Genomic DNA, 25,169 nt, shown 5'->3' with positions numbered 1-25,169 from the left:
GGCTTGAAGATCGGCCCGACCGCTGGAATGTTTCTCGCGGTATGTGGCAGGAAAAGCGAAAGGATCAAACCGTGGGGCGCTCCGTTTTGCGCAAGTTAGGGCGCGGCATCGCGATTGCCAGTGCGAGTTTTGCAGCGTTCGTAGGCGTGGCTGCAATCGCTCCGGCCTCCGCGCAGCTATACTCTGATGGCTACAAGTTTCTCGAAGCGGTGGATGAGCGCGACGGTGACACCGTCACCCAGATGCTGAACGAGCCCGGCACGACGGTGATCAACGCGCGCGATATCACCACCGGCGATACCGGGCTGCACGTGGTGGCCAAGCGGCGCGATGTGCTGTGGATCCGGTTTCTGCTCCAGCGCGGCGCCGATCCCAACATTCGCAATCGCAACGGGCTCACCCCGATCCAGGTCGCCACGACGCTCGGCTTCGTCGACGGGGTCGAAGAACTGATCAAGGGCGGGGCGCAGGTCAATGTCACCGATCAGCAGGGCGAAACCCCGCTTATCGCCGCTGTGCACCAGCGCAATGTCGAGCTGGTCCGCCGGTTCCTCGCGCAGGGCGCGAACCCGGATCAGAACGACAATTCGGGGCGCTCGGCGCGCGACTATGCCGAACTGATGAATGGCAACGAACGGATCATGCAGGAATTCGCCGCTGCCGATGCCAATCGCGAGAAAGAGGGAACCACTCGGCAATACGGCCCTTCTTTCTGACATGACGACTCCATCACCGACCCACTTCGCCGACATAACGCTCGACGAATTGCGCATTGCGCTGGCTCCCGACATTGCCGCATCGGCGATCTTCGATGGCTGGACCGAGACGGCGTTGCTCGCGGCGGCGGAAATGGCAGGTGCCGATCCCGATATCGCGAAGCTTGCCTTTCCCGAAAAGCCGCTCAACGGCCGCGCGATGGACATGATCGATGCCTGGGTGATCAGCGTCGATCAGGCGATGGAGCGCGAATGGCCGGCCGATAGGCTGGCGGCGCTCAAGATTCGCGAGCGGATCCGTACGCTGGTCGCATTCCGGCTCGAGGCGGTGATGGATATCGACGAGGCGGTGCGCCGCGCGCTGGCCGTCATGGCGATGCCGCACAACGCGCCGCGCGCGCTCCAGATCGGCTGGCGTTCGGCGGACCTGATGTGGCGGCTCGCGGGCGACACCGCGACCGATTACAATCACTACACCAAGCGCGCGATCCTGTCGGGCATCTACAGCGCGACGCTTGCCGTGTTCGTGAACGACGACAGCGAGAGCAAGGCGAAGACGTTCGAATTTCTCGATCGCCGGATCGACGGGGTGATGCGGTTCGAAAAGGCCAAGGCCAAACTGCTCAATTCCGACCGTGAGCTGCCCAGCCTGACCCGTTTTCTCGGACGGTTGCGCTACCCAAGTCGATAGCCACCCAAGGCGAAGAATACGTAGTTTCCGCCATATTGGAGGTGGAAAAGCGCCTGGCCGGGTCGCGTCGCCCGGTCGCCTGTCCTATGACCCGTTGAGAATCGCGCGGCCCGATCGCCGCGCTTGCATATGACACGGGAAGGGGTTTTTCGATGGCGGGTTCGCTCAACAAGGTCATGCTGATCGGCAATCTGGGCGCGGACCCGGAAGTGCGCAGTTTCCAGAACGGCGGGAAGGTCTGCAACCTGCGGATCGCAACCAGCGAGACGTGGAAGGATCGCAACACCGGCGAGCGGCAGGAACGCACCGAATGGCACAACGTCGCGATCTTCTCCGAAGGTCTCGTCAACGTAGCCGAAAACTATCTGAAGAAGGGCAGCAAGGTTTACATCGAAGGCAAGCTGCAGACCCGCAAGTGGCAGGACCAGAGCGGGCAGGACCGCTACACCACCGAGGTCGTGCTGCGCGGCTATGACGGGACCTTGACCATGCTCGATGGCGCCCCGGGCGGGGGCGGACGTTCGGGTGGCGGAGGCGGCTATGGCGGCGGCCAGAACGGAGGCTCCGGCGGAGGCGGCTGGAACCAGGGCGGTGGCGGTTCCGGTGGCGGAAGCGGCGGCTCGGGCGGCGGCCAGGGTGGTGGCTACGACGATCTCGACGACGATATTCCGTTCTGATCGGGCGCCTGCCGGGCGGTATTGTGCCCGCCTTCAATCCCGCGCCAGCTCCTCCAGGCCGGGCTTGCCCGGGTCCGCCGGGTTGTCGTCATCGCTGCGGCGCGGCCGGAAGGGGTAAGCGAGGGAGCCGAGGAATGTGACCGGTACCGGATCGTCGACGCCGTATCGGGCGGGACCCTCGTCCTCGCGCATGATGGCGGTGCCGAACAGCACATCCCACAATGGCAATTGCCCGGCGAAGTTCTTGTCATACGCTTCCTTCACATTGGCATGATGCCAGTGGTGAAAAGTGGGAGTCAGGTAGACCCACCGCAGCGGTCCCCATCCGACCGCGACATTCGAATGCTTGAGCAGCGAATGCCAGAAGAACTGGAAGCTGAAGATCAGGACCGCGAGAACGCTGAAATCGAGCAGGATCGCCAGGATCAGGACACCCGAATTGGTAAGCGCGGTATCCACCGGATGCGTCCGGTGCGCGGCGACCCAGTCGAGGTCTTGGATCGAATGGTGAACCGCATGGAATTTCCACAGGAGCGGGACTGCGTGAAATGTGCGGTGCGCCCAGTAATAGTAGAAGTCCCCCACCACGATCAGCAGGATGACCTGTAGCCAGACCGGCTGCGAGGCAACGAATTCGGACGCGGAGCCGGGTATCCAGGGACCGAGCAGGCTCACCACGATCGCGATGAAGAACACCGACAGCAGCATCGTCGCCAGCGCGCCCAGCAGCATGTAGAGTACGTCGAGCGTCAGGTTGGCGCGCACGATCTTCTGTTCCCTGATCCGCGGGAGAATGCGTTCCAGCGGGATGAAGATCATCGCGGCGCACAGCAGGTAGACCAACCGGTCCGCATAGTTTTCGAGGAAGGTCATGGCGATGCCACCTCCGTTTGCGCGGCAGGCGGTGCCGGGGATGCGCGGGCGTTGAGCCGCTGCTTGAGATTGAGGAACGGCTTCTCGACACCGAAATGCAGCACCAGTGCAGCCGCGTAGGCAACCAGCAGGTACCACCCCCAGAAGATGAGCGGGTGCTGCGCTTTGCCGAGGGCGAAAGCCAGCGGGATCAGCGGAAAATGCACCAGGTAGAGAGCGTAGCTCAGCCGCGCGTTCACGCGGAAGAAGGGCTCGAATTTCAGCTCCTCGCCCGCAAGCGACGCGGCACAAAGCAGCATGACGCCGAACAGCAGAGCGAGCGCCGTCGGCTGCAGCCAGGCATCGATGCGCGTGATGTCGGCGTAGAAATCGTGCGAGCCGAGCCACAGCACCAGAACGATGGCACTGATGCACAATCCCGCCAGCGCGAGGGTCCGCGAAAGCGCCCGGCCGTTCGCGCGGAACATGGCGACGACAATGCCGACCACGAACCCTTCGAGCGACATGTGGAACGGGCTGCGCATCGCATGGAAGAAATCGAAATAGGCAACCGGTTGATCGATCGCTTCGAAGGTCAGGCCGCGGCCCAGCGGGGAAACCAGCAGGATGCCGGCCGCCAGCGCGAGCCGCGTCGGCCACGACCCGGCCTTGAGGAGCAGGAGCACCAGGACGGGTGCGATGATGTAGAATTTCTCCTCGACGCCCAGCGACCAGAACACGACATTGATGTCGGACCCGGTGTAATCCTGCAGGAACAGCAGGTGCGCGACGAAGCTCGTGCCGGGATCCTCGCTCAGGATCCGGAAACCCGGAAAGAATCCCAGCAGGCACAGCAGCAGCACCGCGTAATAGGCTGGCACGATGCGGAGGATGCGGTCCTTGAAGTAACCGACCGGAAACAGCGATCGGGTTGCGCCGAACCGCCGGATCAATCCGCTTGCGATAAGGTAACCCGACAGGACGAAGAACAGGTCGACCCCGGCCCAGCCGTTGAGGAAGAAGTTGGACAGCGCGCCTTCGGGCGGACCGGTGTTCTCAATCACCGCTCCGTGCCGGAGCAGGACCAGAAAGATTGCAAGGGATCGCAGCAAATCAAGCCATGGGTTGTGATAGGCCTGTTTTGCGAACGAAAAGTAGTTCCCCCCGGAATCCTGCATGTCTCCCTGCGCGGTCCGATTTCCCCCAAGGGGGCAGGTGACACCCGAGGCCGAAGGATGTCAACGCGAATCCGGGGCGGTTCGCTGTGCCACATAGGCACAGCCCGGGGTCAGTCGTCCTTCTTCAACGCCGCCAGTGCCTCGGCCAGCGGGCCGCTCGGCGCGTCGTCGCCGCGGATACCTGCCGCCTTGCGCACGGCCTCGGCATTGGGGCCTTCGGCATAGGGGTCGATCGCGAGGCCGAGCGTCTGCGCTACCGCTTCGCCGAGATCGAAGGTCTCGCCCGCATATTCGATTTCGTCGCAATCGTCGGCTTCGAGTTCGATCTCTTCCTCATCGGCCGCAGACGCGCCTTCGGGAACGAACCTCAGGTCTATCGGCTCGCGGATCGACACGGGAAAATCCTCTGCCGAGACCGCGCACACCTGAACGATCTCGGCTTCGAGGTCGCCGGTGGCGCGGATCGCCTTGCCCTTGGCTTCGAGTTCAATCTCGGCGCGCAGGCTGTTCACCGCAGACAGTCCGAACCGCTCCGCCAGCGCCGCACGCTCCGCCGCGTCGGCTTCGACCAGCACCGGATCGCCCGTGAGCGGGCGGACCTTCACCGGTCGCGAAAGTTCGGGCGCGCTCACCAGATCCCGCTCGCCTTGATCAGCTCCTCGTCGCTGCGGTCGGCGAGCCTTCCGGACAGGGCAAGCAGTTTGTCGGCAACGCAGGCGGCACCCTTCGCCTCGTCCTGATCGTCATTGAAGGTGACGTTGCGGGTGACGGCGGCGATCAGCTTTTCGCGATCCTTCGCGTTGAGCGCCCCGCGATAGGCTCCCAGCCTGCCTCCGAGCGCGCTCATCAGCCGTCCCACGTGCTTGCCGACCACTACGTCGTCGATCCCGAATTCGCGCAGCTGCCCGTCCATGTCCTCGACGAACAGTTCCGCCAGCAGTGCGCTTTCGGCGCGCATGTCGGAAGCCTCGACCCGCACCATCACGGTGCACAGGATCGCGGTGATCAGATCGAACCGTCCCCCCACCGTGTCAGCCACCCCGCAATCGGTATAAAAGCCCGGCTCGCGTGCGAGCTCGACCACGCGGTGCCACAGGGGGCGAACGCTTTCGCGCGGATCGGGCGCGGTTCCGAGCAGGCGTGAGATAAAGGACATGGCGGGCTTCGATTCCTGTTCTTGACTGAAAGGCGGATGTGAGGCCAACCCCCGGGCCGCAGCGATGTTCCACCGCATTCAGCCGCAATTCAACCGCTTCACCCCAGCTGCTTGCGGCAGCGGCGTTGCAAGGCCGGGCCGAGGCCCCTAAAGCCCTTCGCAATGCGATATAGTGCGCTGCGTGCGCACGGCAATGGACGGGATAGAACGGCTCGATGCAAGCTCTTCGGAATATCGATACTGGTCGTCGCAAGCTGTGGCTGGCGGTGCTGCTGGCGGGCGCTGCCGCAAGCGTTGCGGGATGCACCTCGATCCGCGAATCGCGCGGCTACATCACCGATCAGGTGCTGCTCGATTCGATCCAGCCCGGGATCGACAACCAGCGCTCGGTCGAAGGCACGCTGGGCCGCCCCAGCTTCACCAGCCAGTACGGCGATCCGACCTGGTATTACGTTTCCAGCGTCACCGGACGCCGGCCGTTCGTGCGCCCGCGCATCCGCAATCACGGCGTGCTCGCGGTAAAGTTCGATGCGTCGGGCAATGTCGCTGCGGTCGAACGCAGCGGGATCGACCAGGTGGTCTACCTCCAGCCTGATGGCGACAAGACGCCCACTCTGGGCCGGGAGCGTGGCTTCCTCGAAGATCTGTTCGGCAATATCGGCCAGGTTGGCGCGCCGGGAGCGGGTCCGGGCGGTCCGTAGCTTGATCGGCCAGGGCGAGCGCCCATATCTCGCGGCATGACACAGCACAGCGACAGCCACGGCCTTGTCCAATGGCACGGCACCACGATCGTCGGCATCAGGCGCGACGACACCACCGTGATTGCCGGTGACGGGCAGGTCTCGATGGGCAACACCGTGATGAAACCCAACGCCCGCAAGGTCCGCAGGATCGGCGAGGGCGGCAAGGTCATCGCCGGTTTCGCCGGCGCGACAGCCGATGCCTTCACCCTGTTCGAACGGCTTGAGAAGAAGCTGGAACAATATTCAGGGCAGTTGCTGCGCGCCGCGGTCGAGCTCGCCAAGGACTGGCGAACCGACAAGTACCTGCGCAATCTCGAAGCGTTGATGATCGTTGCCGACAAGGACACGCTGCTGGTGCTGACCGGCAATGGCGACGTGCTCGAACCCGAAGGCGGGATCGCCGCGATCGGATCGGGCGGCAATTTCGCGCTCGCCGCCGCGCGCGCCCTCGCGGAATACGAGGACGACGCCGAAACCATCGCGCGCAAGGCGATGGCCGTCGCTGCCGACATTTGCGTGTTCACCAACGGCAATGTAACGCTCGAAAGCGTCTAGCTGACGGCGCGCCGTCCCGGCGTCAGCGGCTGATCGCAGCACGGGCCGGGGGAGCGATGGGCGCTCAAATTCACGACGGCAAGCTGACCCACATCCAGCTGATGCGCGCGCTTTCCGGCCTGATCGTCGTCGTCAGCCATGTCGGCTGGGGCTTTGCCAGCCATGTCGGGCCGGGGCTCGGGTTCGAGCTGGGCGCGAACCTGCCCGGCAATGCCGCGATCATGGTGTTCTTCCTGATCTCCGGATACATCATGGTGGTCTCTTCCGGGCCGCTGTTCGGCGATCCGCAGGCGCGGCGGATATTCTGGGTACGCCGCATCATCCGCGCGATGCCGCCCTACTGGATCGCGACGATCCTGTTCGTCATCGTGATGCTGGTGCTGCAGGGCCAGTGGTTCGGCACCGAGAAGATCGCCAAGTCGATCGCCCTCATTCCTTACTGGCCCGACGGCGTTGGCGGGGGCGGGGGCAAGCCGCTGCCGGTGCTGTGGCCGGGCTGGACGCTCTATTACGAAATGGTGTTCTACATGCTGTTCGGCGTGATGATCGCGCAGGGGCGGATCGCGGCGATGGCATTCACCGGCGCGGCCTGCCTCGCGCTGTCGCTGGTCGGGCTGACCATGCGGTTCGAGTCGCCGGTCCTGCATACCTTCACCCAGCCGATCTTCCTGCTGTTCATCGTCGGCATGGCGCTCGGCTGGCTGGCGGTGAGCGGGCGGCGGCTTCCCGCCTGGTTCCGGATCGCGTGCGCCGCCGCGTTCGTTCCCGCCACGGTCTTCGCGGTCCCGCCGGATCCGGGCGTCGGCTACGGGGTCGATTATCTGCGCTGGTGCGCGCTGCCCGCCATCCTGCTCTTCACCGCGATCGTCGGCGGGCCGCTGCGCTTGCCGTTTCCGCGGTTCATCACGCTCGCGGGGGACAGCAGCTACGCGGTCTATCTGTTGCACGTGCCGATCGCGTGGATCGCGATGTGGGTGTTCGGGCAGTTGCGGTTCTATGGCGGGCCGTGGGCCTATTTCGCGCTGGCTTTTGCGATGGTCTATGGCCTGTCGTGGCTGTTCTTCCGCCATGTCGAGCGGCCGATGACCCGCTGGCTCAACCGTCAGTTTGCCGTGGACGCGAAGCGCGCACGGCTTGAACCTCGCCTCGCCGACGCCACATGAGCGGCATGCTGAAGACAACGACACAAGAGACGGACACTCCCGGTTTGGACAATCTCACCCCGAAAGCCATCGTCGCGGCGCTGGACGAGCATATCGTCGGCCAGAAGGATGCCAAGCGCGCGGTCGCTGTGGCGCTGCGCAATCGCTGGCGGCGGCAGCGGCTGGGCGCGGAACTGCGCAACGAAGTGACGCCCAAGAATATCCTGATGATCGGCCCGACCGGTTGCGGCAAGACCGAAATCAGCCGCCGTCTGGCGAAGCTGGCCGAGGCGCCGTTCGTGAAGGTCGAAGCGACCAAGTTCACCGAGGTCGGCTATGTCGGGCGCGACGTCGAACAGATCGCCCGCGACCTGGTCGAGGAAGCGATCCGGCTCGAAAAGGACCGCCGCCGTGACGCGGTGCGCGAAACCGCTTCCGAAGCCGCGATGGAGCGGCTGCTGACCGCGCTGGTCGGCGACAACGCGTCCGAAGCGACGCGCGAAAGCTTTCGCGAGCGGATCGTCCAGAACGCGATGAACGATGTCGAGGTCGAGATCGAAGTCGCGGAAGACCGCTCGATGCCGTTCGACATGGGCAATATGGGCGGCAATGTCGGGATGATCGATCTCAGCGACATGATGGGCAAGGCGTTCGGCAAGAAGCCGACCGCGCGGCGCAAGCTGCGCGTGCCCGATGCGTGGGACAAGCTGGTCGACGAGGAAGCCGAAAAGCGCATGGATCAGGACGACGTCGCCCGCGTCGCGCTGGCCAATGCCGAAACCAACGGCATCGTGTTTCTCGACGAGATCGACAAGATCGCGGTCAGCGACGTGCGCGGCGGCAGCGTCAGCCGCGAAGGCGTGCAGCGCGACCTGCTGCCGCTGATCGAGGGCACCACGGTTTCGACCAAGTACGGCCCGATGAAGACCGACCACGTGCTGTTCATCGCCAGCGGCGCGTTCCACGTCGCCAAGCCGTCCGACATGCTGCCCGAACTGCAGGGCCGCCTGCCGATCCGGGTCGAGTTGCGCGCGCTGACCGAAGAGGACTTTGTGCGGATTCTGTCCGAGACCCGCGCCAACCTCGTCGAGCAATACCGCGCGTTGATCGGGACCGAGGACGTGACGCTCCACATCACCGACGACGCCGTCGCCGAAGTCGCGAAGATCGCGGCGCAGGTGAACGAGAGCGTCGAGAATATCGGCGCGCGGCGGCTGCAGACGGTGATGGAAAAACTGCTCGAGGAAATCAGCTTCGAGGCTGAGGAGCACGCTGGCGAGACGATCACGATCGACGCCGCCTATGTGCGCGAGCGCCTCGCCGATCTGGCGGGCGACAGCGATCTGTCGAAATACATCCTCTGATGCCGGACAAGCCCGTCAGCGGTCTCGATGACATGCTGGCCGGGATGGCACCCTGGCTCCATGCCGCACCCTATCGCTTCCTCGCCCTGCCGCACGAGGACGCAGGTGCCGAGTGGGTCGGCGAACCCTTCGCCCTGATCCGCGAAGACGAGGCGGCGACCGTCGTGATCGAAGCGCTCGAGCCCGAACCCGGGGGAGCGCTGTTCGCGCGGATCACGCTGCAGTTGCAATCGGACCTCGAAGGCGTCGGGCTTACGGCAGCGGTGTCCGCTGCGCTTGCGGAGGCGGGTATCGCCTGCAACGCGATTGCGGGATACCACCACGATCATCTGTTCGTTCCGTGGACGCGCCGCGAGCAGGCGCTGGGCATTCTGCAGGGCCTTTCCGAAGACGCGCGTCGATAGGAATCGGCATTTTGCAGGCCTGACGGGGTTCATCCCTTGAGCCCGAGGCGGCGGTGCGCTTTAACCGGTGCCCGAAACGCAAACGGGGACCAACTCGATGATCAGGAATATGATGCTGGCGGGCGCAGCCGCCATGGCATTCGCTGCTGCTGCACCGGCTCTGGCCGACGACCATGCGAATGCCGACGCAGCGACCACCGCGCTGAGCGCGCCGGAGATCGATTACACGATGTGGACGCTCGGCAATGGCCTGCGGGTCATCGCGCTCCCCGACGGCACGACCAGCACCGTCACCACCTCCCTGTGGTACGATATCGGATCGAAGCTCGACCCGGACGGGCGCAGCGGCTTCGCGCACCTGTTCGAACATATTCTCAGCCGCAAGACCGAGAACATGCCCTACAACATGATCTACGGCCTCACCGCCGATATCGGCGGCACGCGCAACGCGTCGAACTGGATCGACCGGACCAATTATTACGAGCAGGTGCCCGCTGCCTATCTCGAAACCATGCTGTGGACCCACCGCGAGCGAATGGCGAAGGTCGTGGTCGACGAAGAAGTGTTCGAGACCGAGCGCGGGGTGGTGAAGGAGGAACTGCGCCAGCGCGTGCTCGCGCCGCCCTACGGCCGGTTGCAGCGCTTCGTCCTTCCGGAAAATGCGTTCGACCTGATGCCGCATCGCCGCCCGGGGATCGGCTCGATCGAGGATCTCGACAGCGCGACGCTCGACGATGCGCGCGCTTTCTACGAGGCATACTACGGGCCGGACACGGCGACGCTGATCGTGGCCGGCAATTTCGAGCTTTCGCGCCTGCGCGAGCTGGTCGACCAGTATTTCGCCGACATTCCGCCGCGCGCCAATCCGGTCGATCTCGCCATCGATATCCGCGAGCCCGAACTCACGCAGCCGCGCACCGTGAATGCGACCGCGCCGAACGTGCCGCTGCCGGTGGTCGGTGCGCTGTGGAAAGGCCCGGCCACGACCAATCCGGATGCCGCCGCGCTCGAAGTGCTCGAAGCGATCCTGTCGCGCGGCGACAGCAGCCGGTTCGACGATGCCTTCGTGCGCAGCGGTCAGGCAGTCGATGCGATCGCATCGGTTTCGCTGTTCCGCGAAGCAGGCCAGATCGCCGCCTACGTGATCGTCAGCGGTGAGGAAGCGATGGAGCAGGCGACCCAAACGCTCGACGCCGAGATCGAGCGCATCCGCACCGAACCGGTGACCGCAGCCGAGATCGCCGAAGCGAAGAGCGAAATCGTCGCCAGCACGCTGCGGCGCCGCGAAACGGCACGCGGGCGGGCGTTCGAGCTCGGCGAAGCGCTGGTATCGAGCGGCGACCCCGACTTCGCCGATAAGCGCCTGGCCGAGATTACCGAGGTCACCGCTGCCGATGTGCGGCGTGTCGCGGCACGCTATCTCGATCCGAAGAAGCGGGTGACGATTACCTACACCGCCGGCGAGGACGATCCTTCGACCTATGCGAACCCGGTGCCGATGCCCGAATTCCGCACCCTGCCGCCGGCCACCGGCCAGATCCGGCAGGTCCGGCCGGAGAGCGAACGGATGGCGCCTCCCGGACCGGGACCGTCGCCCGAGGTCGCCGAGCCCGAGATTGTCGAAGGCGCGCTGTCGAACGGCATTCGCGTGGTCGCGGTGCAAACCGGCGATGTGCCGATCGCGACGATATCGATGCTGGTTCCGGGTGGCAGCAAGACCGATCCGCGCGACAAGGCGGGTATCGCGCAAATGGCGGCAATCCTTGCCGACAAGGGGATCGAGGGGATGGATGCCGCAGCCATCGCGGCCCGGTTCGAAAGCCTCGGTGCCGTTTTCGGGGCAGGTGCTGGCAGCGACGGCACCAGCTTCAGCCTGACTGCGCCGGTGTCCAATCTCGAAGCGGCCGGTGCGCTTGCTGCGCAGATCGTGCGCGGCGCGACCTATCCGCAGAGCGAATTCGATCGCGAGCGCAAGCGTGCGATGGACGGGTTGCAGGTCTCGATGAAGGAACCGGGCGGGCTGTCGCGCTACGTCGTGCGGGTCGCGATGTATGGCGATGCCCCCTACGGAACCCAGCCCGACGGAACGTCGGAGAGCCTTGCGGCGATCACCCGCGAGGACCTGCTGTGTCACCGCGCGGGCTATGTGCACCCCGAGAGGATGCAGATCGTCGTCAGCGGCGGGATCACGCCTGACCGCGCGATGGCGGTGGCGGAATCGATGTTCGGGGACTGGAGCGTTTCGACGCCGACCGGGCCTGTGCCCGAAGCGGCGGCGGGCGATGCCCAGCCGATCCGCACCATTGTGATCGACATGCCCGATGCGGGACAGGCGGCGGTGATCGCCGCGGTGCGCGCGCCGTCACGGGTCGATAGCGACTACTATCCGCTCGAACTCGCCAACAGCGTGCTGGGCGGCGGATCGAGCGGGCGGCTGTTCGAAGAAGTCCGCACCAAGCGCTCGCTCAGCTACGGGGCCTATTCGGGCTTCGCCGACCGTGCCGACGCGTCGATTCTGACGGCAAGCGCGCAGACCAAGAACGAAACCGCCGACGAAGTGGTGCAGATATTCCTCGAGGAGTTTGCACGCCTCGGCACCGAGCCGCTGGACGACGATCTGCTCGAGCGGCGGCGCCTGTATCTTGCGGGCAGCCGGGCCCGTGCGCTGGAGACCAGCGGCGGGTTCAACGCGATCGTGGCGGACCTGCTGCAGCAGGGGCTGGAACCGACCGAGGCGGTGCGGTTCGCGCAGCGCCTGTCCGATGTCACGCCCGAGGCGGCGAGCGCCGCAGCGCAGGACTACGTCGATCCGGCCAAGGCGACGGTGGTGATCGTCGGCAATTCCGCGCAATTTCTCGAAGCGCTGAAGGACGTGCGGGGAGAGGTCGAGGTTATCCCGGCGGACCAGCTGGACCTGGCATCGGCGAACCTGCGCCGGTCGCCGGGGGAACCGGAAGGCGCTGATTCGGAATAGCGGCTACTCAGCCGCCTCCTTTTCCTCGCGCCGCTCGGCGGCCTGCTGTTGCCACATCTCGGCGTAGAGGCCAGCTGCTGCAAGCAGTTGGGCATGCGTTCCGCTCTCCGCCAGTTGGCCGTGATCGAGCACCAGGATGCGATCGGCATCGGCAATCGTCGACAACCGATGCGCGATCGCAATCGTGGTGCGCCCGCGCTCAAGCCGCTTGAGCGTATCGAGAATTTCCTGCTCGGTGCGCGTGTCGAGCGCGCTGGTCGCTTCGTCGAGCACCAGGATCGGCGGATCCTTCACCAGCGTCCGCGCTATTGCGACACGCTGTTTTTCGCCGCCCGAAAGCTTGAGCCCGCGCTCGCCCACCGTGGTTTCGAACCTGTCGGGCAGGCGCTTAATCAGCGGCATCAGCGCCGCGTCGCGCGCGGCCTGCTCGACGGTCGCCATGTCCGTATCCTCGGCGCCATAGGCGATATTGTAGGCGAGCGTATCGTTGAACAGCACGCTGTCCTGCGGCACGATCCCGATCGCCGCGCGCACGCTTTCCTGTTGCACCGCTGCGATGTCCTGCCCGTCGATCAGGATATGTCCGCCTTGCGGATCGTAGAAGCGGAACAGCAGCCGCGCGATCGTGCTCTTGCCCGCGCCGGACGGGCCGACGATCGCCACGGTCGAACCGGCGGGCACCTCGAAGCTGAGGCCGTTGAGGATCGTGCGTCCAGGCTCGTAGCCGAACGTCACGTTGTCGAATGTAATGTGCGGTTCGCGCACCACTAGAGCGGGCGCGCCGGGTGAATCCCGCACCTCGATATCGGTATCGATCAGCCGGAACATCTCGGCCATGTCGACCAGCCCCTGCCGGATCGTGCGATAGACCCATCCCAGCAGATCGAGCGGGCGGAACAGCTGGAGCAGGTAGGTGTTCACGAACACCAGGTCGCCGACCGTCAGCTGCCCCTTGCTCCAGCCCCACACGGTATAGGCCATCGCCCCCGCCATCAGCAGGTTGGTGATGAGCGACTGCGTCATGTTGAGCAGCCCGAGCGAGTTCTCCGACTTGACTGCCGCCTCGGCATAGGCGCGCGCGGCCTGGCTGTAGCGCGCCTCTTCGCGGCGTTCGGCTCCGAAATACTTGACCGTCTCGAAATTGAGGAGCGAATCCACCGCGCGGTGCAGTGCCTGCCCATCGAGGTCGTTCATTTCGCGTCGCAGCGCGGCGCGCCATTCCGTGATCCAGCGCGTGACCGCGATATATGCCACCACCGTCAGGCCGGTGGCGAACACCAGCTCCCACCCGAAATTGATGTAGAAGATCACGCCGACGGCGATCAATTCGATCGCGGTCGGGGCAATGTTGAACAGCAGGAAGTACAGCATCATGTCGATGCTCTTGGTTCCGCGTTCGATGATCTTGGTCACTTCGCCGGTGCGGCGCGACAGGTGGAATCGCAGCGACAGGCGGTGCAGCCGGTGGAACACGTCTTCGGCGAAGCTGAGCGTCGCGTCCTGTCCCACCCGCTCGAATGCCATGTTGCGAAGGTTGTCGAACAGCACCGAGGTGAACCGGCCGAGCGCGTAGGCGGCGACCAGCGCCAGTGCCACCGTGGCCCCGTCGCCGACCGGTCCGGCCATCGCATCGACCGCACCCTTATAGGCAAAGGGCAGCGCCAGCATCACGCCCTTGGCGGCGAGCACGAACAGCATCGCGGTGACGATGCGCACCCGCAGCCCGCGGTTCTTCTTCGGCCACAGATAGGGCAGGAATCGCCGCAGCGTGTGCCAGCCTTCAGCGTCGGGCACTCGTGTTTCGGTCTGGGCGGGATGGGCAGTCATGAAGACCGCGATGTGGGGCGCGCAGGTGCCCCGCGCAAGCGCAACGCCCTATTGCCGGTGCGGCGTCAGAAGGTCCGCACCCCGTTCTGGCGCTTCGCCCGGCGCATCGCCCGCGCGACATCGCGTGGCAGATCGAACAGGATGCGCTGGCGCGAAAAGTCGATCGCGACCCGGTCGAACAGCTTGAGATGCTGCATGCCGAGCGACAGCACCGGCTTGTCCTTCAGCCCGAGCGCTTCGAAAGCGGGCGCATCGGCAAAGGCCAGCGGAATGTTCGTAAGTGTCAGCCCCTCGATCTCGAGCGAGCGGACATACGACATCTGACCCACGAGAGAGACGCCGTTGACGTCGGTCGAAGTAACTTCGGAAGCGCGCTTGGTACGGATCCGTTCCTGCAGGACGGTGTTGGCGAGGCTCCCCTGTGCGCCGGTATCGATGATGACGGTCGCCCGCACTCCTTCGACCAGCGCGTCGGTGATCAGCAGCTGACCCAGCTCCTGCCGCGCCCGCACGATGATCTCGAACCCCTTGCGATCCTGCGAAGCGGTGGTGTCCTGGACCGCGATCGTCTCCTCGCGGAAGTCGATCAGCACCCGGAAATCCTGCAGCGTATCGAGCCCGATGATCCCGTCCGCGCCGACATGCGCGCGATACAGCACGGGGGAGACGAGATTGTTGATCGTGTGGCTGCCGACCTCGAGGTTGTCGACTTCGACGATATCGACCGTCCGGCGGCTCGCCATGCCCACCAGCGTCGCGGTGCCGAGCCGGGTCAGGCCGAGACTTTCGTTGATCTCGTGCGTGACGGCAGTCGCCTGGCTGCCGGTGTCGATCATGAAATCGTACGGACCCGCTCCGCCGATCATCACCGGGATGGTGAGGCGCTGGTTGCGCTCTTCGTCGAGGTCGAGAATTTCGGTCGTCGGGTCGGCCAGGTTGGGGGCGACCGCCTGCTCCTCGACCGGCTTCACCGGCTCGACGCCGATATCGAACAGCGCAATCGACAGTGCCGGCAGCGCCCAGAAATGCGTGATCATGTGGTCCTATCCCGTCCGGCGCGCCCGAAGTGGTTCCGCGCCGTCCGTGCCAAGATACCAGACAATGATGCTCCGCCCAAATCGGGCGTCGCGCGGTCAGGCAGGGGAGAGCGCCGCGGCCGGAGACGCTTCGCGTTCGCGCAGCATCGCCCACGTCTCGCGCACCAGCCGGTTGAAGCCGAACCAGAAGGTCGCGGCGTAGACACTTGCCCCGACCAGCCCATTCCAGGCGAGCTCGGTCCACGGCGCACCGAACGGCGCGAAACGTTGCGCCGCGACGACAGCGAGCGTCATCATCCCGCAAGCCAGCGCGATCGGCGCGAGCTCGCGCGCCAGCGCCAGCGGGGAAACCCCGATGCGCGGCAGCGTCATCGCCAGGGTGAAAAGGCACAGCGCCGGGGCTGCAAGCCACCAGGCATGGACGAGACCCATCGCCGGCGTGTCGTGCGCACCGAACCCGCCATCGACCCCCCACAGGAATGCGAGCGGCATGACGATCGCACCCGCGACGCTGGTGGTGAGGTAGACCCTGGGGCGCCCCATGGCGTTGGTCACCGGCGAACAGATCAGGTGCAGCGCAAAGGCGGGCATCACCAGCGCCAGCCCGCCGACGATCGGGATCATCCCGGCCCATTTCTGTCCGAACAAGGTGAGGATCGCGTCTTCGGCGGTCAGCGCAAGGCCGATGTAGATCGGAGCGCTGACCATCATGACCATCCGCGCGGTCTTAAGAAAATAGGGTCCGAGCGGGCGTTTGGCGCGATGCAGCTCCGAATAGGCGGCGAGCGCGACCTCGTTGATCGGCGGGATGAAACGTCCGGTGACGATCAGGGTGAGGAACAGTGCCTCGGAATAGAGCCCGAGGTCGTGGGTCGGCATCGATCGGCCGGCGATGACGATGTCGCTCTGGCTCTGGACGATCCAGAACAGCTGGCACAGGGTCAGCGTACCGCCGAAGGTGACGAGATCCCACGCGCCGCGCGGGTCGAAGATCGGCCGGATCCGCAGGCCGGCGGCGATGGTCAGTCCGATTGCGCGGGTGACGAACATCGCGATCGGCGCATAGACCAGTGACCATACGCCGAACCCCTGCCACGCGAGTGTCAACGCCAGCGCCGCGCCGACCACCGCGCTCGCCATGTTGACCTGACCCTGGCGGCGAAACTCGAGGCGACGCGCCAGCAATTCGGCAGGTAGCGCGGTGAACGGGACCGTAAGGAAGATCATCGCCTGAATGCGCAGCATGTTCGCGACCAACGGTTCTCCGAAATAGGCGGCGGCATAGGGCGCAAAGGCAAACTGGATCGCAGCCAGGGCACCGTTGAACATCAGCAGCAATCCGAAGATCTGCCCGATCCGGCGTTCGTCGATCCGCTCGGTCTGGACCAGCGAGGTCGCGAAACTGTGACCGTTGAGAAAGGCAAGCGCGGTCAGCACCACCTGACTCATGGCGAACAGCCCGTAATCGGTCGGGTCCAGCAGACGGACCACCAGGATGGTCGATGTCCAGGTGATGATCTGCGCCGCGACCTGAGTGCCCCAGCGCCACGCGACCGCCGAGCGCACGCGCGAGGCGAATCCGCTGTCGTCGGGAGTGGTCTCGGATCCGTCGCGCGGGGCGAGCGGATCCGGCTCCCGGATCGATTCGGAAGAAGCGAGGTCGCGATTCATGGGTTGGCCTGTAACCGCGAAAGGTGAAGATTCTGCGCGAGCAGAGCGACGACTCACAGGTGAATCGCGGCGCTCCAGGGGCTTCGATCGTTAATCCGGGGTTGAGATCGGCTCGCACGTCCCCATTTCGGATGCGCGAGGGAAGGGCGGAACTGACGGAAATCCGCCATTCTTGCGCCACCACGAAATAAAATTGCAAAAAGGCGTTGACCGAATCCGAGGGCACCCATATATGCCCTGTCACCGACGCGGCGCTGCCGGGATTTTCCCGCTCCGCTGGGTTGGTCGCCAACACGCACGGATAGCCGGTCCCCCGGTATCAAATCGGGGAAGCCATCGCTGTCCGCTTCTGCTTGTTGGTTGGCTCTTTGACATTGTTGGTTTTTGATGAAGGGACATGTGGGCGACGGCGCCCGGTCCGGGGACCTCAAGGCTCCGGATACCGGTTAACTTGAAGCCGATTGCCACATCCTCGTTCGCCTCCACAGGCGGCTTGGGTGATGCATGTTCATTCGTATCCATTACGTTTGACAGTGCAGGTATCGGCTCCTTGAAGCTCATGCCTGGCAGGTTGGCGGGGTTCGCCCCGTGCCTGCCTAGTATGTGACACAAACTTGAGAGTTTGATCCTGGCTCAGAACGAACGCTGGCGGCATGCCTAACACATGCAAGTCGAACGAGCCCTTCGGGGTTAGTGGCGCACGGGTGCGTAACGCGTGGGAACCTGCCTTTAGGTTCGGAATAACTCAGAGAAATTTGAGCTAATACCGGATAATGTCTTCGGACCAAAGATTTATCGCCTTTAGATGGGCCCGCGTTAGATTAGATAGTTGGTGGGGTAATGGCCTACCAAGTCGACGATCTATAGCTGGTCTGAGAGGATGATCAGCCACACTGGGACTGAGACACGGCCCAGACTCCTACGGGAGGCAGCAGTGGGGAATATTGGACAATGGGGGAAACCCTGATCCAGCAATGCCGCGTGAGTGATGAAGGCCTTAGGGTTGTAAAGCTCTTTTACCAGGGATGATAATGACAGTACCTGGAGAATAAGCTCCGGCTAACTCCGTGCCAGCAGCCGCGGTAATACGGAGGGAGCTAGCGTTGTTCGGAATTACTGGGCGTAAAGCGCGCGTAGGCGGCTTTTTAAGTCAGGGGTGAAATCCCGGAGCTCAACTCCGGAACTGCCCTTGAAACTGGAAAGCTAGAATCCTGGAGAGGCGAGTGGAATTCCGAGTGTAGAGGTGAAATTCGTAGATATTCGGAAGAACACCAGTGGCGAAGGCGACTCGCTGGACAGGTATTGACGCTGAGGTGCGAAAGCGTGGGGAGCAAACAGGATTAGATACCCTGGTAGTCCACGCCGTAAACGATGATAACTAGCTGTCCGGGCTCATAGAGCTTGGGTGGCGCAGCTAACGCATTAAGTTATCCGCCTGGGGAGTACGGTCGCAAGATTAAAACTCAAAGGAATTGACGGGGGCCTGCACAAGCGGTGGAGCATGTGGTTTAATTCGAAGCAACGCGCAGAACCTTACCAGCCTTTGACATCCTAGGACGGTTTCTGGAGACAGACTCCTTCCCTTCGGGGACCTAGTGACAGGTGCTGCATGGCTGTCGTCAGCTCGTGTCGTGAGATGTTGGGTTAAGTCCCGCAACGAGCGCAACCCTCGTCCTTAGTTGCCATCATTTAGTTGGGCACTTTAAGGAAACTGCCGGTGATAAGCCGGAGGAAGGTGGGGATGACGTCAAGTCCTCATGGCCCTTACAGGCTGGGCTACACACGTGCTACAATGGCATCTACAGTGAGCAGCGATCCCGCGAGGGTTAGCTAATCTCCAAAAGATGTCTCAGTTCGGATTGTTCTCTGCAACTCGAGAGCATGAAGGCGGAATCGCTAGTAATCGCGGATCAGCATGCCGCGGTGAATACGTTCCCAGGCCTTGTACACACCGCCCGTCACACCATGGGAGTTGGTTTCACCCGAAGATCGTGCGCTAACCTTTTAGGGGGCAGCGAGCCACGGTGGGATCAGCGACTGGGGTGAAGTCGTAACAAGGTAGCCGTAGGGGAACCTGCGGCTGGATCACCTCCTTTCTAAGGATTGTTTGCGAAAGCGCCTGGGCTTGTCCCGGGAAGTGCTTCGCAGCTTCCAAAGAACATTGCCGTCGTCCTCATGTCCTTTCATCAATCGGAAAACAGCGCTTCAGGGTGCTGTTTGCCTGAGTCGGCTCACGCCCCTCGCGGCCTCAAGGTCGGCGAAGGACAGGTGTGGGCCTGTAGCTCAGTTGGTTAGAGCGCACCCCTGATAAGGGTGAGGTCAGAAGTTCAAATCTTCTCAGGCCCACCATTACCTAAGGGGCCTTAGCTCAGCTGGGAGAGCACCTGCTTTGCAAGCAGGGGGTCATCGGTTCGATCCCGATAGGCTCCACCAGGTATTCCGATAGATGAAACGAAAGCGGATCCCGCCTCGGCGGGTCAGGCGACTTTCAGTCGCCGTCTTTGACATTGTGAATGGGTTTTTAAATCGATGCCGTGGCGGTATCGTCGCAAAGGATAACGACCTTCGGGTCAGAGTTCCGCGTGATCGATATCATCACAAATCAATCAAATTGATTATCTGGCTGAGATAATTCCTCCGCATCATCGCGAAGACGAACCGGTCTTTATGCAGGCCTGTCGTTGATGGTGTGGATTCTCAAGCGTGAGGTAAGAGCATTTGGTGGATGCCTTGGCATGTACAGGCGAAGAAGGACGTGGCACGCTGCGATAAGCGTCGGGGAGTTGTGAGCAAACTTTGATCCGGCGATTTCCGAATGGGGAAACCCACCTTCACCATTTCTTTCATTGGTCCTTCGGGGCCAACGAGAGAGGTGGATAAGGTATCACCTTAGTGAATATATAGCTTTGGTGAAGCAAACCCGGGGAACTGAAACATCTCAGTACCCGGAGGAAAAGACATCAACCGAGATTCCCGTAGTAGTGGCGAGCGAACCGGGACCAGGCCAGTGCCTTTTCATAAACTAGCAGAACACTCTGGAAAGTGTGGCCATAGCGGGTGACAGCCCCGTATGCGAAAGCGATTGAAAAGGACTTGAGTAGGGCGGGACACGTGAAATCCTGTCTGAACATGGGGGGACCACCCTCCAAGCCTAAATACTCGTACATGACCGATAGCGAACACAGTACCGTGAGGGAAAGGTGAAAAGCACCCCGATTAGGGGAGTGAAACAGTACCTGAAACCGGATGCTTACAAGCAGTTGGAGCCCCATAGGGGGTGACAGCGTACCTCTTGCATAATGGGTCAGTGACTTAATCTAGCATGCGAGCTTAAGCCGTTAGGTGTAGGCGAAGCGAAAGCGAGTCTGAATAGGGCGACTGAGTATGTTGGATTAGACCCGAACCCCGGCGATCTAGGCATGACCAGGTTGAAGGTGCGGTAACACGCACTGGAGGACCGAACCGTTGCATGTTGAAAAATGCTCGGATGAGTTGTGTTTAGGGGTGAAAGGCCAATCAAGCCGGGAAATAGCTGGTTCTCCGCGAAATCTATTGAGGTAGAGCGTCAGATGTATGCCGATGGGGGTAGAGCACTGGATGGGCTAGGGCTGCGCGAGCGGTACCAAACCTAACCAAACTCCGAATACCATCGAGTCTTGTCTGGCAGACAGACGGCGGGTGCTAAGGTCCGTCGTCAAAAGGGAAACAGCCCTAACCTACAGCTAAGGTCCCCAAGTCATATCTAAGTGGGAAAGCATGTGGGAATCCCAAAACAACCAGGAGGTTGGCTTAGAAGCAGCCATCCTTTAAAGAAAGCGTAACAGCTCACTGGTCTAAATAAGGGTTCCTGCGGCGAAGATGTAACGGGGCTAAAGATATGCACCGAAGCTTAGGGTTGCAGTTTACTGCAGCGGTAGCGGAGCGTTCCGTAAGTTGATGAAGCCGAAGGGTAACCGACGGTGGAGATATCGGAAGTGCGAATGCTGACATGAGTAGCGATAAAGAGGGTGAGATGCCCTCTCGCCGAAAGACCAAGGGTTCCTGCGCAACGCTAATCGGCGCAGGGTGAGCCGGCCCCTAAGACGAGCCCGAAGGGGGTAGTCGATGGGAACCACGTTAATATTCGTGGGCCTGGAGATGTGTGACGGATGGCGGAAGTAGTGTGGCCTTATTGGATTGGTCATGCTGCCAAGTCGTTCCAGGAAATAGCCTCTCCGTATAGACCGTACCCGAAACCGACACAGGTGGTCAGGTAGAGTATACCAAGGCGCTTGAGAGAAGTATCCTGAAGGAACTCGGCAAATTGCCTCCGTACCTTCGGAAGAAGGAGGCCCCGTTAGAAGGCAACTTTTAGCGGGGGCACAGGCCAGGGGGTAGCGACTGTTTATCAAAAACACAGGACTCTGCTAAGTCGGCTTCAAGACGACGTATAGGGTCTGACGCCTGCCCGGTGCTGGAAGGTTAAGAGGAGGAGTGCAAGCTCCGAATTGAAGCCCCAGTAAACGGCGGCCGTAACTATAACGGTCCTAAGGTAGCGAAATTCCTTGTCGGGTAAGTTCCGACCTGCACGAATGGCGTAACGACTTCCCCACTGTCTCCAGGATATGCTCAGCGAAATTGAATTCTCCGTGAAGATGCGGAGTACCCGCGGTTAGACGGAAAGACCCCGTGCACCTTTACTGCAGCTTCAGAGTGGCATTAGGAAAGAGTTGTGTAGCATAGGTGGGAGGCTTTGAAACTTGGGCGCCAGTCCAAGCGGAGCCATAGGTGAAATACCACCCTGCTGTTTTCTGATGTCTAACCAACTACCGTTATCCGGTAGTGGGACCCTCTGTGGCGGGTAGTTTGACTGGGGCGGTCGCCTCCTAAAGAGTAACGGAGGCGCGCGATGGTAGGCTCAGGACGGTTGGAAACCGTCTGCGAGAGTGCAATGGCATAAGCCTGCCTGACTGCGAGACCGACAGGTCGAGCAGAGACGAAAGTCGGTCATAGTGATCCGGTGGTCCCTCGTGGAAGGGCCATCGCTCAACGGATAAAAGGTACGCCGGGGATAACAGGCTGATGATTCCCAAGAGCTCATATCGACGGAATCGTTTGGCACCTCGATGTCGGCTCATCACATCCTGGGGCTGGAGCAGGTCCCAAGGGTTTGGCTGTTCGCCAATTAAAGTGGTACGTGAGCTGGGTTCAGAACGTCGCGAGACAGTTTGGTCCCTATCTGCCGTGGGCGTCGATACTTGAAAGGAGTTGCCCCTAGTACGAGAGGACCGGGGTGAACGTACCTCTGGTGTACCAGTCATGCCGCCAGGCGTGCCGCTGGGTAGCTATGTACGGACGGGATAACCGCTGAAAGCATCTAAGCGGGAAGCCTCCCTTGAGATTAGGTATCTTCGAACCGTCATAGACCATGACGTTGATAGGCTGGGTGTGGAAGCGCAGTAATGCGTGGAGCTAACCAGTCCTAATAGTTCAAATCGCGCTTGAGAGTTCGCACTGTCAACGACAGCCCTGCAAGGCTGTCTGCGGTGGAGGAATTCTCCAGCCAGATACGCCCAACACACCTTGAACAAGGTGCATCGATTTAACCCGCATCCCACAGGCTTCATTGCTTGGTGGCCATAGCGTCTGTGACCCACCCGATCCCATCTCGAACTCGGCCGTGAAACCAGACAGCGCCGATGGTACTGTGTCTCAAGGCACGGAAGAGTAGGTCGCCGCCAGGCATTGCAGCCTGTGGGACGCGCGGAAAAAACCCATTCACAAGTCGAAGGGCTGACCTGCAAAGGGCGGCCCTTTTGGCGTCTCTGGAGCGCACAGCTGCGGGGAAGAAGCCAGTGCTTCCCAGGGTCATGACCTGGGGTGTCGGTCCGGGACGGGAGTCGCGGATCAGGCCAATCGGGTCCGAAGGATCCGCAGGGCCGACCGGCCGCCCGCAGCGCCGTCAGGCGCGAGGAAAGCCGGGGCTGCAAATGCGGCCGCTGGCGCTCGTAGCCGGCAAGAACGGTATCGCGGGGTGGAGCAGTCCGGTAGCTCGTCAGGCTCATAACCTGAAGGTCGTTGGTTCAAATCCAACCCCCGCAACCAACCTCTTCACTCAATTCCACAATGCTGACCGTCGCTCGGCACACGGCTGGCGACCACGGTCGCCGTTCGCACTGCGGCAGCGCCATTCGAGGGAAAAGACGGGTGCGCGAAGCGGCGCTACCCCTCGCGCACTTTCGCGAGGAAGTCCCTGACCTGACCGTTCAAGGTCGACGCCTGCTGTTCGAGATCGTTGGCGCTGGTCAGCACCTGGCTGGCGGCGGCGCCGGTCGACAGCGACAGTTCGCGCACATCGTCGAGATGGCCGGCAACGCGTTCGGTTCCGCGCGCGGCGAGATCGATGCTGCGCGCCAGATCCTGGCCCGCGACCGATTGCTGATCGACCGCGCTGGCGATCGCAATCGCGGTGGTTTCGAGCTCCTTGACCTGTTCGGCGATCGAGCGCAGCGCACCGACGCTGGCACCGGTGGTCTCCTGCATCGCACGGATCTGGTCGGCGACCTGTTCGGTTGCGCGGCTGGTCTGCGTCGCCAGCTCCTTCACTTCGCTCGCGACCACGGCGAACCCGCGCCCCGCCTCGCCGCCGCGCGCGGCCTCGATCGAGGCGTTGAGCGCGAGGAGATTGGTGCGCTGGGCAATCGTCTGGATCAGCTCGACGATCTGCCCGACCTGCTGTGCCGATTCCGACAGCGCCGAAATGGTGGTGTCGGCCTCGGTCGTCGCATCGGTGGCAAGCCGGGCCAACGCGCTCGAAGACGCGGCCTGATTGCTGATTTCGTTGATCGACAGTGCAAACTCGTCGCTCGCAGCCGCTGCAGAGGTCGCGCCGCGAGTGGCCTCGGCCATGTCGTCGGCCACGCGCCGGGTGCGATCGCTGGTCTCTTCTGCCGTGGCGGCCATCCGGGTCGCGGTGCTGTGCAACTCGGTCGAGGCGTCGGCGACCCGGTGCACAACCTCGCCGACGGTACGTTCGAACTGCTCGGCGACCTCGGTCAACAGCGCCTTCTTGCGCGCTTCCTCGTCTTCGCGTTCGCGCTGTCGCTCACGCTGAACGCGAATTTCATCTTCCGCTCGCTCGGCGCGCTCGCGAGCCCAAACCTGCAGCTGACGATTGGCGCGCTTGAAGCTTCCGAGCGCGCGCAGCATCGCCCCGATCTCATCCTTGCGTTCGCGCCCGGAAATTTCGAAGTCATCGTCGCCGTGAGCCAGCCGGGTCATGCCTTGGGTCACTGCGCTGATCTTGCGTGAAAAATCCCGTGAGAGATACGCGAGGCCGAGCAACAGGATGGCACCAGCGACCACCGCCAGCCCGGCGACGATCGCAACCATGGTGAAGAAGTAGTCTATCCCGTTGCGCTCCTGGGTTTCGCCGACCCGGGCGAGGTCCTCGGTGAAAACCCGAACCTCTTCGAACAGCGCATCGCCGCGATCGGAAATCTGGAATGCCAGCGCCTCCGATCGCGCTGTTCGCCCCTCGCTAGCTGCCAGAGATTTCAACTGATCGAATGTGGCACCATATTCGGCGAGATTTGTTCGTATCCGGTCGACCCGCGATTCAAGGCTCGGGACGTGCTGGCTGACGGTCGCGTCGATCATTTCGACCTGTGCCATCGCGGCGGCATGGCTCTGGCGCTGGCGATCGAGCACGGCGGGTTCGCGCTCGAACAGGAAGCGAGCGGTGTTGTAGCGCAGGTCTCCCGTGGTGCCGCGCAGCTCGGTCGAGACTATGACCGCATCCTGGACCTGGGCCGAGACCTGATACCGGAACCACAATTCGGTGAGCCCGAGGCCGAGGACCAGCGACATCGCAAAGCCGATCGCAAAAAAGGTTCCGAAGATCGCGTGAATCTTTCCGGCGAGGCGCAAATCGCGAAACCAGCCCGACCGTTCAAGCAAGGTCGATGATTGGGACGGCCCTTCAGGCTTGTCGTCGAGGGCCGACGCAGCCGCGATCGCGGCCTCGGTGTCGGTACCGAATTCCGGAAACATCTCCGACAACGGCATCGGCACGGCCTGCTCCTCAAGCTCGTCCTGACGTGCCATCATGTTCATGCCGATTTCCCCCCACGGGTTATTCGACCGAATTTCTGAACGAAAATCCTTTATAAAGACTTGATTTGGTCCGTCGCGTCGCGGGGGT

General features: G+C 62.7%; 17 protein-coding genes, 3 tRNA genes and 3 rRNA genes. 15 read left to right on the top strand and 8 right to left on the bottom strand.

Annotation, left to right across the window (positions count from 1 at the left end):
- The first annotated feature begins 71 nt into the window (after positions 1-71).
- The 3 genes from KDC96_RS09925 (at position 72) to ssb (ending at position 2,084) form a co-directional block, all read left to right on the top strand.
- A complete protein-coding gene (locus tag KDC96_RS09925) occupies positions 72-716 on the top strand; it encodes an ankyrin repeat domain-containing protein (protein WP_249171748.1) in 645 nt (214 codons plus the stop codon).
- Between the two features lies 1 nt (position 717).
- Positions 718-1,407, top strand: a complete 690-nt coding sequence (locus KDC96_RS09920) for a COQ9 family protein (RefSeq protein WP_212448285.1) — start codon at positions 718-720, stop codon at positions 1,405-1,407.
- 152 nt (positions 1,408-1,559) lie between these two features.
- Positions 1,560-2,084: a single-stranded DNA-binding protein gene (ssb, locus tag KDC96_RS09915; RefSeq protein WP_212448284.1), complete on the top strand. Its 525-nt coding sequence runs from the start codon at positions 1,560-1,562 to the stop codon at positions 2,082-2,084.
- Between the two features lie 33 nt (positions 2,085-2,117).
- Here the strand turns inward: ssb and KDC96_RS09910 are convergent, their stop codons facing one another.
- The 4 genes from KDC96_RS09910 to KDC96_RS09895 all read right to left on the bottom strand — a co-directional run bounded on the left by KDC96_RS09910 (position 2,118) and on the right by KDC96_RS09895 (position 5,270).
- Positions 2,118-2,957 carry a sterol desaturase family protein gene (locus KDC96_RS09910; RefSeq protein WP_212448283.1) on the bottom strand — a complete coding sequence of 280 codons (840 nt, stop codon included), beginning with the start codon at positions 2,955-2,957 and terminating at the stop codon, positions 2,118-2,120.
- Positions 2,954-4,114 (bottom strand): acyltransferase, encoded by a 1,161-nt coding sequence (locus KDC96_RS09905; protein ID WP_212448282.1) that lies wholly within the window; start codon positions 4,112-4,114, stop codon positions 2,954-2,956. The genes KDC96_RS09910 and KDC96_RS09905 overlap by 4 nt, the downstream gene beginning before the upstream one ends.
- A gap of 110 nt (positions 4,115-4,224) precedes the next feature.
- Positions 4,225-4,746, bottom strand: coding sequence for a DUF177 domain-containing protein (locus tag KDC96_RS09900; RefSeq protein WP_212448281.1), 522 nt, complete (start codon positions 4,744-4,746; stop codon positions 4,225-4,227).
- Positions 4,743-5,270 (bottom strand): ubiquinol-cytochrome C chaperone family protein, encoded by a 528-nt coding sequence (locus KDC96_RS09895; RefSeq protein WP_212448280.1) that lies wholly within the window; start codon positions 5,268-5,270, stop codon positions 4,743-4,745. Before KDC96_RS09895 ends, KDC96_RS09900 begins: the two co-directional genes overlap by 4 nt.
- A gap of 215 nt (positions 5,271-5,485) precedes the next feature.
- On the opposite strand from KDC96_RS09895, the gene KDC96_RS09890 reads away from it, so the two are divergent.
- The 6 genes from KDC96_RS09890 to KDC96_RS09865 all read left to right on the top strand — a co-directional run bounded on the left by KDC96_RS09890 (position 5,486) and on the right by KDC96_RS09865 (position 12,452).
- Entirely contained in the window at positions 5,486-5,971 is a 486-nt protein-coding gene (locus KDC96_RS09890; RefSeq protein ID WP_212448279.1) for an outer membrane protein assembly factor BamE, read from the top strand.
- 36 nt (positions 5,972-6,007) lie between these two features.
- Positions 6,008-6,568 carry an ATP-dependent protease subunit HslV gene (gene hslV, locus KDC96_RS09885; protein WP_212448278.1) on the top strand — a complete coding sequence of 187 codons (561 nt, stop codon included), beginning with the start codon at positions 6,008-6,010 and terminating at the stop codon, positions 6,566-6,568.
- Between the two features lie 56 nt (positions 6,569-6,624).
- Positions 6,625-7,731 carry an acyltransferase gene (locus tag KDC96_RS09880; protein ID WP_212448277.1) on the top strand — a complete coding sequence of 369 codons (1,107 nt, stop codon included), beginning with the start codon at positions 6,625-6,627 and terminating at the stop codon, positions 7,729-7,731.
- A gap of 5 nt (positions 7,732-7,736) precedes the next feature.
- Positions 7,737-9,074: an ATP-dependent protease ATPase subunit HslU gene (hslU, locus tag KDC96_RS09875; RefSeq protein WP_212448276.1), complete on the top strand. Its 1,338-nt coding sequence runs from the start codon at positions 7,737-7,739 to the stop codon at positions 9,072-9,074.
- Entirely contained in the window at positions 9,074-9,478 is a 405-nt protein-coding gene (locus KDC96_RS09870; protein ID WP_212448275.1) for an ACT domain-containing protein, read from the top strand. The genes hslU and KDC96_RS09870 overlap by 1 nt, the downstream gene beginning before the upstream one ends.
- Positions 9,479-9,575: 97 nt before the next feature.
- Positions 9,576-12,452, top strand: a complete 2,877-nt coding sequence (locus KDC96_RS09865; RefSeq protein WP_212448274.1) for a pitrilysin family protein — start codon at positions 9,576-9,578, stop codon at positions 12,450-12,452.
- A gap of 3 nt (positions 12,453-12,455) precedes the next feature.
- Here the strand turns inward: KDC96_RS09865 and KDC96_RS09860 are convergent, their stop codons facing one another.
- The 3 genes from KDC96_RS09860 to KDC96_RS09850 all read right to left on the bottom strand — a co-directional run bounded on the left by KDC96_RS09860 (position 12,456) and on the right by KDC96_RS09850 (position 16,987).
- The gene (locus KDC96_RS09860; protein ID WP_212448273.1) at positions 12,456-14,279 is read right to left on the bottom strand and encodes an ABC transporter ATP-binding protein/permease; all 1,824 of its coding nucleotides are present in this window, start codon (positions 14,277-14,279) and stop codon (positions 12,456-12,458) included.
- Between the two features lie 65 nt (positions 14,280-14,344).
- Positions 14,345-15,316 (bottom strand): aspartyl protease family protein, encoded by a 972-nt coding sequence (locus tag KDC96_RS09855; protein ID WP_212448272.1) that lies wholly within the window; start codon positions 15,314-15,316, stop codon positions 14,345-14,347.
- 96 nt (positions 15,317-15,412) lie between these two features.
- Positions 15,413-16,987 (bottom strand): lipopolysaccharide biosynthesis protein, encoded by a 1,575-nt coding sequence (locus KDC96_RS09850; protein WP_212448271.1) that lies wholly within the window; start codon positions 16,985-16,987, stop codon positions 15,413-15,415.
- 610 nt (positions 16,988-17,597) lie between these two features.
- On the opposite strand from KDC96_RS09850, the gene KDC96_RS09845 reads away from it, so the two are divergent.
- The 6 genes from KDC96_RS09845 to KDC96_RS09820 all read left to right on the top strand — a co-directional run bounded on the left by KDC96_RS09845 (position 17,598) and on the right by KDC96_RS09820 (position 23,071).
- Positions 17,598-19,083, top strand: a 16S ribosomal RNA gene (locus KDC96_RS09845).
- Positions 19,084-19,259: 176 nt separating this feature from the next.
- Positions 19,260-19,336, top strand: a tRNA-Ile gene (locus KDC96_RS09840).
- 8 nt (positions 19,337-19,344) lie between these two features.
- Positions 19,345-19,420 (top strand) — tRNA-Ala (locus KDC96_RS09835).
- 265 nt (positions 19,421-19,685) lie between these two features.
- Positions 19,686-22,472 (top strand): 23S ribosomal RNA (locus tag KDC96_RS09830).
- A 123-nt stretch (positions 22,473-22,595) separates the two neighbouring features.
- Positions 22,596-22,710: ribosomal RNA gene (gene rrf, locus KDC96_RS09825) — 5S ribosomal RNA — on the top strand.
- Together the 16S, 23S and 5S rRNA genes with 3 tRNA genes alongside form the textbook arrangement of a ribosomal RNA operon.
- Positions 22,711-22,994: 284 nt before the next feature.
- Positions 22,995-23,071: transfer RNA gene (locus KDC96_RS09820), tRNA-Met, on the top strand.
- 117 nt (positions 23,072-23,188) lie between these two features.
- On the opposite strand, the gene KDC96_RS16410 is transcribed toward KDC96_RS09820, so the two are convergent.
- Positions 23,189-25,081 (bottom strand): methyl-accepting chemotaxis protein, encoded by a 1,893-nt coding sequence (locus KDC96_RS16410; RefSeq protein WP_249171746.1) that lies wholly within the window; start codon positions 25,079-25,081, stop codon positions 23,189-23,191.
- Positions 25,082-25,169 lie beyond the last annotated feature (88 nt).

Source organism: Erythrobacter sp. JK5, from assembly GCF_018205975.1.
Lineage (GTDB): Bacteria > Pseudomonadota > Alphaproteobacteria > Sphingomonadales > Sphingomonadaceae > Erythrobacter.
The sequence above is the reverse complement of the archived record's forward strand: the minus strand, read 5'-3'. Positions and strand labels throughout refer to the sequence as shown.